Origin of the sequence: Desulfobacter curvatus DSM 3379 (assembly GCF_000373985.1) — a bacterium.
Lineage (GTDB): Bacteria > Desulfobacterota > Desulfobacteria > Desulfobacterales > Desulfobacteraceae > Desulfobacter > Desulfobacter curvatus.
Window position 1 is genome coordinate 1 of sequence record NZ_KB892917.1, and the last position, 9,237, is coordinate 9,237.

Genomic DNA, 9,237 nt, shown 5'->3' on the forward strand with positions numbered 1-9,237 from the left:
AGTCCACCGTTGGCTCTTAGACGGCTTTATTGCCGGAGAGCAAATCACACCAGGAGCCCCGTGGCGTATTCGGATGACAGAGGATTTAAAATCCCGCTTCGTTCAACAGCCTCCCGAGGGTTATGTCACCATGAAAGAGGCTAAAAAATTACTCGGTGTCTCACGCCAAACGGTATTGCATCGTGTAAAATCCGGCAAGCTACCTGCTGTCCATGTGCGCAAAGGAAAACAAATGGGTTTATATATCAAGGTGATAGACAAACAGATNGATCTTTTTAATCAACTTTCATGAAAGGATGTGCAGTATGACGATGGCTCCAATGACTTCATAGACCATGGCACTCATGGGGCTGATGTACCGGGTGGTGATTTTGGGGATAAAGCTCCATACGCCCCAGCATACCAAGGTCAGGGACGCAGGCAGAATCCATTGGGATATCATTTGGCAAACCTCCTTTTTTTAATTCCAGGGAAATAATAACAAGCCACCGTTCCGTTTATGTTCCCAAAAGCGTGACATGACCGCCTTTAATTAAAAAAATTGTCAAATTCCGGAGGATAATATAACTTTCTCATAGGAGAAACAGCCCATGACCCAGATTGAATTTTTATTTTTCGGTCCCCCGCGTTTCCGTGTGAACGGCACGACAGTAAAAATCAGCCGGCGCAAAGCCGTTGCATTGGCCACCTACCTGGCTGTAACCGCCAAACCCCATGCCAGGGAAAAACTGGCCGCCATGTTCTGGCCGGAAAGTGACCCGACAAGGTCCAGGGCATCCCTTCGCAAGGCCCTCTCACTCATAACAAAGGTGCTGGGTAAATCCTGGCTGAACATTGACAGGGAGACCATCGGTTTTGTGCCCCATGAAAATCTGCAGGTGGATGTAAACCGGTTCCTGGAGCTTACAGCAATGCTTCCCCGGAACAAGGGCGGGGAAAGACCGGACAGCCCAAAGCAGATCAAACCGGAACAGGCCAGATCGAAACAGATCAAAGCGCTTGAAGAGGCAGCCCAGATCTGCAAGCCGTCTTTTCTTTCGGGTTTTTTTCTCAAAGATGCCCCGGATTTTGAGGACTGGCAGATGGAACAAGCCGAACGGCTGAGCCGGCGGGCTGCTGAAGTCCTGGAATACCTTACCCGGTCAGAGATGATCCGAGGCGCATATTCACAGGCGCTCTCCCATGCCCGGCAACTGGTTACCCTGGATACCTTGAATGAAGAAGCCCAGCGGTTGCTGATTGGCCTCTATACAGAAATGGGGCAGCCCGGCGCTGCCGTCCGCCAATATGAAAAATGCAAAACCCTGTTGGAAAAGGAACTCGGCGTCCAGCCTGAAGACGAAACAAGGGCCCTTGGAAAACGTATCCGGGAAACCGGCAGGAAAGAAGGATTCAAATCAACCCCAGCCCGGTCCAGGCTTCCGGCCCAGTCCACACGCTTTGTGGGCAGAAAGGATGAAATAAAAGCACTGGCCGAACGTATGGCAGCACCTGAAGTACGGCTTCTTACCCTGACCGGGCCGGGCGGCATCGGCAAAACCCGGCTGGCCCTGGCGCTTGCTGAAACGCTGATGGATTGCTTTCCCCACGGGATATTTTTTATCGGGATGGCAGGCTTAAGGTCAACCAATGAACTTGCAGGCGAATTGCTCAAGGCCTTGGGGCTTGCCTCGGACAAAAAGACCGGACTGGAAGACCAGATATTCAATTTCCTGGGGCACAGAAAAGTCCTGCTGGTGATGGACAATTTCGAACATCTGCCCCAGGCAGGCGGCCTTATCCTGGATTTGCTGTCCCAGGCCCCTTTTCTTAAAATTTTGATTACATCAAGAACCCGGCTCATGCTTGAAGGAGAACATCTTTTCAGCGTGGCCGACCTTTCCCGTCCCCGGTCTCTTTTGTCCGGAAGCGAAAAAGCCACGGACTTAGGCCAGGCAGAAGAAACCTGGGATGCGGTTGCCCTTTTCCTTTCCGCCGCCCAAAGGGTCAGGCCGGATGTGAAACTGAACAGCGATAATTTTCAGGCAATATCGCGGATCTGCGATCTGACCGGAGGCATGCCCCTTGCTCTGATACTGGCAGCCGGATGGATGGATGTATTCCCTCCGGGAAAAATCGCGGACAGAATTCAGGAAAGCCTGGATTTTTTAAGGACCGATATCCGGGATATGCCGGAACGCCACCAGAGCATTCCGGCTGTATTTGAAACCTCCTGGTCCTGTCTGTCCCAAAAAGAGAAAGACCTTTTGATGAAGCTTGCCGCTTTTCAGCATAGCTTTACGCTTAACGCAGTGTCCCGGATTACGGGAATCGACTTGGAAGCCGCCGCACTTAAGACAACGGGGCTGGTAAGAAAGTCCCTTCTCCGGGCAGATCCTGAAAACGGACGTTTTGAAATGCATCCTTTGCTGAGACAGTATGCCGGGAAACACCTGTCGGCATCCGGCCTGGCAGATGAGGTTCTGGATGCACATAAGCACCATTACCTGGACCTAGCCCGGGAATATGAGCATGGCTTAATCGGTAAGAACATGTTGGCCTGCCGCAGAAACATGGATGCGGAATTTGGCAATATCCGTCAGGCATGGCAACGAGCCGTGGACCAAAAAGATCTTTTTGCCCTGCTTCGTGCGGCAAAGGGTATATACATCTATTTTGACATGCATACCCGGTACAATGAAAGCCGTGCCCTGTTTCAACCGGCCAAAGCACTTGTCATGGAAATGGCCCGTACCGAACCCTGCCCGGATATGGCTCTGATTCTCCTTTGCCGGCTGGATATGACCGCCAAGGAGCGGCTTACTGCCCGGCAGTCATCGGAACTCAAGAACATGGCCGAAAAGTGCCTAAGGCTTGCCGTAAAGGAAAAAAACCAGTCCGGCCGGGCATTTTCCCTGTTGCTGATGGGAGCTGTGGCCCAAAAAGAAAAGGCATGGGACAAAGCCATCCGCCTCTTTGGCCTGAGCCTTAAGACAGATCCAGGCATTGAACAGGCCTTCTGGGTGACGGTACGCATGGGGTTGTGCCGACAGGCCCAAGGCAGGATGGATAAGGCAATGGAATATTTCGGGCAGGGGTATAAGGCCGGGAGTGACGCCGGCGATGAGATAAAAAAGGCATGGACCCTGTGCAATATCGGGATCTGCGAAGTGGGCAAGGGAGACCTTGAATCCAGCCAACTTCACCTCCAGTCGGCAGCAGACGCCTTTGGCCGGATCAAGGCTCCCTTAGGCATGATGGCGGCATACGAGGAACTTGGCCTGATCTGTCTGCTGAAAGGAGACCTGGCCGGGGCCGAACTGCAGACCGATCGCGCCCTGGATATTTCGGAAGATCTGGGGCTTGCCCTGTCACGGTTCAGGAATACGCTTGCCCTCAAAGGCGTCATCTCCATTGCATCGGGCCATCCCAACCGGGCCGAACCCTTTCTCAGACGTGCACAGGAAAACGGACAACCCTTTTTCATGGCCAGCCTGGGAATGACCTTTCTTGCCTGCCTGAAAAAAAATCTGGCATCTGCCAAATTCTACCTGGGGACTGCTGCCGACACCCTGCGGTTGGTTCATAAACCCCATTTGGATATTTTACACCTGTTGGCCCGGGCCTGGGTTCTGGTTGTGGACGGCCAGGATCTGCAGGCCGAAAAGACCCTGGATTTGATCTGTCATCACCCGCTGAATCCTTCAGGACTTTTCCGGGTCTGGAACCTGCCCGGGCAGCTTCTTTGCCAATTGAAATCCGGTTTATATTCTGAGTTAAAATAGAATTACGATCATGTAGAATATTGATTACTGATCTGGTATATTGTTCCGGGACATTGAGGATAGCGGTTATTTTACTGGAACAGCCATGAACTGACCTGGTCTATCAACACCAAAACTCAGCCACAGCGAAAGTGGAAAGATCTGTATCAGTTACACAGACTTTCTCACAGAACAATCAAATCTTCGTGACAGAGTTTTTTTTCTGTTTTCATTTTTTATACTATTATTAATATAATAAGGCTTGCAAAACAGTTATCGTGACATTACAAAAGTTATGAGGAAGAGAGCAATGAAAGAGACATTGATTAACCGCGTGGGCCGGATTATCAGCGGAAGTGTGAATTCCCTGATAGAGTCAATCGAAAATGCAGCGCCTGAAAGCGTGCTGACACAAGCGATGCGGGAAGTGGAGTTTGCCATTGATGATATCAGGCAGGAACTGGGTCAGGTTTTGGCAAAAAAGCATTTAGCCGGCACCAAACTCATGGAAGAAAATAAACGCCACAAAGATCTTGCCGGAAAAATTGAAATAGCGGTGAACGAAAACCGGGATGACCTGGCAGAGGCCGCTATTGCCCGCCAACTGGATATTGAGGCCCAGATTCCGGTATTGGAGGCCACAATCTCTGATTGTGATGACCAGGAAAAAGAGCTGGAAAATTATCTGAATGCCCTGATGGCCAAACGGCGGGAGATGAATGAAGAACTGATTCAGTTCAGGCAGGCTGCAAAAGCTGCCGGGGACTCGGTTTCTCCGGAATCGCCTGCCGGCAGTAACGCGGACAGTGTTGAATCCCGGGTCTGCAGAGCGGAGTCTGCATTTGACCGCGTTATTGAGCGGACCACAGGACTTCCCGGACAGGTGGGTACAACCAGCCGCAAGACAGCGGCCCAACTGGCTGAGCTGGAGGAACTGTCCCGGAAAAATAAAATCCGGGAACGGCTGGCACAACTTAAAGGAGGTGCCAAGTCCTCATGATCGGGTTTCTATCGGAAAGCCAGAATATGCCTTTTACGGTTGCTTTGGCCCTTATGATCATGATCGCCGTGCTTGAAGGGGCCACCACCATGATCGGCCTTGGCCTTTCAAATCTGATTGAAACCTTTATTCCTGATTTTGATCTGGATGCAGATGCAGACCTGGACGGCCCGGATGCATCCTCCCCCGGCGTATTGACAAAAATCTTTGGGTGGCTTCGCATCGGCCAGGTCCCGTTTTTAATTGTTCTTGTGGCCTTTTTAACCGTGTTCGGGCTTACGGGCCTGATTCTTCAGTCCTTTATCCTTGAATTCACAGGCCGGCTTTTGCCCGGCCTTGCCGCTTCGGGGGCATCTTTGGTCGTAAGCCTGCCCCTTGTCAGGATGCTGACCGGTGTCATTGCCAGAATAATGCCCAAGGATGAAACCGAGGCGGTTTCCGAAAAAACGTTCATTGGCCGTGTGGCGGTGATTACCCTGGGAAAGGCAACAAAGGGGAAACCTGCCCAGGCAAAATTGAAAGATAAATTCGGCACCACCCACTATATTATGGTGGAGCCGGACCTGGAAGACGATACATTCCTGCAAGGAGATCCGGTGCTCATCGTAAGGCAGGCCGGTGCCGTATATACAGGGATTGCCAATTCAGTAGCTATACTCAATGATAATGAAGATGAAAAGGAATAAACCAACATGTTAAACATGATCAATATTCTGACCATTGCCGGTGTAATCCTGGTTGCACTGATCGCCATGGTCATGATCTTTGCAAAATTGTACAAACGTGCCACAAAGGAAATATCCTTTGTAAGAACCGGTTTTGGCGGACAGAAAGTGGTGATGAACGGCGGTGCCCTCGTGCTGCCGGTCTTCCATGAGACGATTCCGGTGAACATGAATACCCTGAGGTTGGAAGTCCAAAGGAACAATGAACAGGCTCTGATTACCAAGGATCGGATGCGCGTGGATGTGGCTGCTGAATTTTATGTCAGGGCTAAACCCACTGAGGATGCCATTGCCAATGCCGCCCAGACCCTGGGGCTTAAAACCATGAATCCTGAAGAACTCAAGGAACTGGTTGAGGGCAAATTTGTGGATGCGCTCAGGGCCGTGGCGGCTGAAATGGCCATGGAGGAGCTCCATGAACAGCGGGTGGATTTTGTTCAAAAGGTCCAGCAGGTGGTCACCGAAGATCTCTTGAAAAACGGCCTTGAGCTGGAAACCGTCTCGTTGACGGGCCTGGATCAGACCAATAAGAGCCATTTCAATCCTGACAACGCCTTTGATGCCGAGGGCTTGACCAAACTGACGGAAAAAATAGAAGAGCGGCGGAAAAAAAGAAACGATATTGAACAGGACACGGAAGTGGCCATTTCCAATAAAAATCTTGAAGCCGAACGTCAAAAGCTTGAAATCAAAAAAGAGGAAGAATATGCAAAGCTGAAGCAGGAAAGGGAAATTGAAATCCGCAGGGCAGAGCAAATGGCAGAAATCGCCAAGGAGCAGGCGGACAGAAAGCAGGAAGCCGAGCAGGCTCAGATTGAATCCCAGAAAAAGGTGGATACCTCCAAAATCCTTGCGGAACGAAGTGTTGAAGAAGAACGGATTGAAAAGGACAAGCAGCTCAAAGAAAAGGACATTATCAGGGAGCGGACCATTGAACGCGCTGAAATAGAAAAAAAGAAAGCGTTGGAACTGGCGGAACAGGACCGGGCCATTGCCATTGCAGAAAAATCCCGTGCCCAGTCTGAAGCCCAGGCCGAAGCTGATCGTGCCAGGGCCATTGCCGTCAAGGAAGAAGAAGCGGTTATCACAGTCAGGGAAACGGAAATTGCTGAACGTGCCAAGCAAGTTGAGCTGGTTAAGGCAAGGGAAAATGCCGAACGAGAAGCCATTAAAATTAAAATTGCCGCAGAAGCGGAAAAGATGTCTGCCATGGACCAGGCAGAGGCCGTGAAAACCCTTGCCAATGCAGATGCCGACAAAATCCGCATTCAAGCCCAGGCAGATGCGGACGCTGAAATCCTGAAAGCAGATGCCGCCGAAAAACGGTACGCCGTGGATGCCCAAGGACAGCGGGCGATCAACGAAGCCGACAACATCCTTTCAGAGCAGCAGGTTGACATGCAGGTCCGCATGGCCCTTATCAAACACCTGCCTGAAATCATACGGGAAAGCGTCAAACCCATGGAGCAGATTGACGGTATTAAAATTTTCCAGGTTGACGGGCTTTCAAACAGCGGTAGCGGGGAGGCCGGTGCCCAGGGAACTGCCAGTTTGTCCGACCAGCTCGTAAACAGCGCCCTTCGGTACCGCAGCCAGGCCCCGTTAATTGATTCCCTTATGGAAGAACTCGGGATACGTCCGGGAGATATTAACGGTTTGACACAAGGGCTGAACCCCAAAGCGCAAGACCGCGAAAAAGGAAGCGGAAAAAAAGATTAATAAGAAATGAAACGTATCATTTAGGTTCTTGCCGGCGTCAAAAAGGGCAAGGAGAAAAATGTCCGGAACGTCATAAGAGATGCTTTTATCAACAAGCCCATGGGATGGAAAATGTCCCTTGGGCTCAGCACACTCATATAGTGATTGGCAATTTGAAAAAATTTCTGAATGGCACTTTCCATGTGTCGATCATTGGCCACCTCTCTGAATCTCTTCAATAGTCTTTAACCATTCATTGAAAAGAGGACATTCGTTTCGAATTTTTTCGATACCGATTTCTTTGGCAATAGTTACTCCCATCGTTGTTTTCAGAAACTTTCCATTGACTGACCAGGCATCCAGGCGTTTGGAAGGAGCAGTCTGGGGATTATTATTGATTGCTTCCGGAGAACCACATTCGGAGATGACCGTCGCAACTGTAGATTCATCTATGCCCAGTTCCGGTTCATCTATAATAATCGTGGAAGGTGGGTTCGGTTGTAATAGTGCCGTGGCAAGACAGATAAAGCGAATAGAACCGTCCGATAGATGATAGGGCTGCATTGGAAAATTCGACCCTTTCTGATTCCAACTCAGTCGGACTTTTTCCAGCGCCATTTGCACCAATAATTACATTGAGGTCACCTAATTTGGATTCATTCAATATCTGTTAATCTTGCAAAATCAATCAAGGTAAAGGATTTTGGCATCAGGATTGATGATCTAAACAATGCGATAATAGCTTAATATCCTTGAACGAAATGAGTAATCACAAAGCGTTGCCTCATGGTATTCAGGCTCACTGTATCAAGTTTTAAACCGGGCAGGAATAGCAGAAGTAGCCAACGCCTTCAATAACAAGCTTCACAGTGTTTATGTTATGTAGCCACATGTGTCGCTCATCACCCAACCCCAAAACCCATAAAAATAAGTAATTTCGGTGTGTTGAATATTAATAATAGTCTGGGCGTTGAATTCGGTCGTTACCCTTCCAGCGTCCTGCAGGATTTCCCGGTCTGTGGCTTCAATGAATTTATTCAAACGTTCTTCCCAATCCTGCATGGTCATCGGGATCTGGCGAAGAGCCATATCTTCCGCAACATCCAGATAGGCGGATACCAGCCGTTGTAATTGCGCCATCTCATTCTCGCTCAGATAGTTTTTGGCTACGCTGACATCAAATTTCTGAATTTTTCCTTTTGGAGCGTCCTTCCAAGTGCTCAGTCCCATGTTTTGTTTCTGATGGTCTGCCCGGTCAACGATCACCTCGGCAGCCGTCTGTCCATGAATGGCCCAGTGTAGCTTATTCTGGACGGTTGCAAAAAAACGTTTGGTGGCTTGAGCAGTCACATCATAATCAATGGATGTGGCGTAAATATCGGTAATCTTCTGGTAGAATTTGCGCTCGGAAAGGCGAATTTCCCGGATGCGCTCCAACTGTTCTTCAAAGTACTTTTTCCCAAGGACAGTGCCGTCATTCTTCAGACGTTCATCATCCATGGTATACCCCTTGATGGTGAACTCCCGAATAACCTGAGTTGCCCATTTACGGAATTGCACGGCCCGCTCCGAATTGACCTTATAACCGATGGCGATGATGGCCGAGAGATTGTAGTGATTGGTGTTATAATTTTTGCCATCAGAGGCAGTTATCCGAAAATTTCGGATAACTGAAATTTCCTCTAACTCACTGTCTCTAAATATCCTTTTCAAATGATAGTTTACCGTCCTGACATCAACGTCATAGAGCGTGGCTATCATTTTCTGGGTCAGCCAGATGTTCTCGTCTGCGTATACCGCCTCAACACCGCTCTTGCCTGTGGCTGCAACAAATGTTAGATACTCGGCCGCCGAGGAACGAACAATAGAAGTCTCTTTTTTTCCAGCTTTTTGAAGTTGCTTGTTTTTATCCGTCTTCATTCAACGCCGCCCCAGTTTTGATACCTGTCCCGGGACCAACGGAGGTATTTCATCAACTCCCAGTTGATAGAACCGGAATCAAACCGATCACTGTCGTAATCGCCACCGGACCATTCCATGTAACCTTCGTGCTCTTCATGGCTCGGGTCCT

General features: G+C 49.6%; 8 protein-coding genes. 5 read left to right on the plus strand and 3 right to left on the minus strand.

What is annotated here, in order from left to right:
• Positions 1–130 precede the first annotated feature (130 nt).
• Positions 131–292 (plus strand): helix-turn-helix domain-containing protein, encoded by a 162-nt coding sequence (locus B147_RS33400; RefSeq protein ID WP_425386998.1) that lies wholly within the window; start codon positions 131–133, stop codon positions 290–292.
• On the opposite strand, the gene B147_RS31590 is transcribed toward B147_RS33400, so the two are convergent.
• Positions 287–442, minus strand: coding sequence for a hypothetical protein (locus B147_RS31590; protein WP_020585791.1), 156 nt, complete (start codon positions 440–442; stop codon positions 287–289). The two genes, B147_RS33400 and B147_RS31590, sit on opposite strands and share 6 nt — an antisense overlap.
• Positions 443–590: 148 nt before the next feature.
• Here B147_RS31590 and B147_RS0103115 point away from each other — a divergent pair, with 148 nt between their 5' ends.
• From B147_RS0103115 to B147_RS0103130, 4 genes are all read left to right on the plus strand, one after another.
• Positions 591–3,764 (plus strand): AfsR/SARP family transcriptional regulator, encoded by a 3,174-nt coding sequence (locus B147_RS0103115; RefSeq protein ID WP_020585792.1) that lies wholly within the window; start codon positions 591–593, stop codon positions 3,762–3,764.
• Between the two features lie 289 nt (positions 3,765–4,053).
• Positions 4,054–4,743 (plus strand): PspA/IM30 family protein, encoded by a 690-nt coding sequence (locus B147_RS0103120; RefSeq protein ID WP_020585793.1) that lies wholly within the window; start codon positions 4,054–4,056, stop codon positions 4,741–4,743.
• Complete coding sequence (locus B147_RS0103125) at positions 4,740–5,429, plus strand: YqiJ family protein (protein WP_020585794.1); 690 nt, start codon at positions 4,740–4,742, stop codon at positions 5,427–5,429. Before B147_RS0103120 ends, B147_RS0103125 begins: the two co-directional genes overlap by 4 nt.
• Before the next feature lie 6 nt (positions 5,430–5,435).
• Entirely contained in the window at positions 5,436–7,187 is a 1,752-nt protein-coding gene (locus B147_RS0103130) for a flotillin family protein (RefSeq protein WP_020585795.1), read from the plus strand.
• 189 nt (positions 7,188–7,376) lie between these two features.
• Here B147_RS0103130 and B147_RS29955 read toward each other — a convergent pair whose 3' ends face one another.
• Both B147_RS29955 and B147_RS32690 read right to left on the minus strand, forming a co-directional pair.
• Positions 7,377–7,784, minus strand: coding sequence for a DUF4276 family protein (locus tag B147_RS29955; protein WP_020585797.1), 408 nt, complete (start codon positions 7,782–7,784; stop codon positions 7,377–7,379).
• Between the two features lie 255 nt (positions 7,785–8,039).
• A complete protein-coding gene (locus tag B147_RS32690) occupies positions 8,040–9,086 on the minus strand; it encodes a virulence RhuM family protein (protein WP_020585798.1) in 1,047 nt (348 codons plus the stop codon).
• Positions 9,087–9,237 lie beyond the last annotated feature (151 nt).

Bases quoted from the DNA above. Each gene is read 5' to 3' on its own strand.
- B147_RS31590 (WP_020585791.1), bottom strand. From the start codon at position 442: ATGATATCCCAATGGATTCTGCCTGCGTCCCTGACCTTGGTATGCTGG.
- B147_RS0103115 (WP_020585792.1), top strand. From the start codon at position 591: ATGACCCAGATTGAATTTTTATTTTTCGGTCCCCCGCGTTTCCGTGTG.
- B147_RS0103120 (WP_020585793.1), top strand. From the start codon at position 4,054: ATGAAAGAGACATTGATTAACCGCGTGGGCCGGATTATCAGCGGAAGT.
- B147_RS0103125 (WP_020585794.1), top strand. From the start codon at position 4,740: ATGATCGGGTTTCTATCGGAAAGCCAGAATATGCCTTTTACGGTTGCT.
- B147_RS0103130 (WP_020585795.1), top strand. From the start codon at position 5,436: ATGTTAAACATGATCAATATTCTGACCATTGCCGGTGTAATCCTGGTT.
- B147_RS29955 (WP_020585797.1), bottom strand. From the start codon at position 7,784: ATGGCGCTGGAAAAAGTCCGACTGAGTTGGAATCAGAAAGGGTCGAAT.
- B147_RS32690 (WP_020585798.1), bottom strand. From the start codon at position 9,086: ATGAAGACGGATAAAAACAAGCAACTTCAAAAAGCTGGAAAAAAAGAG.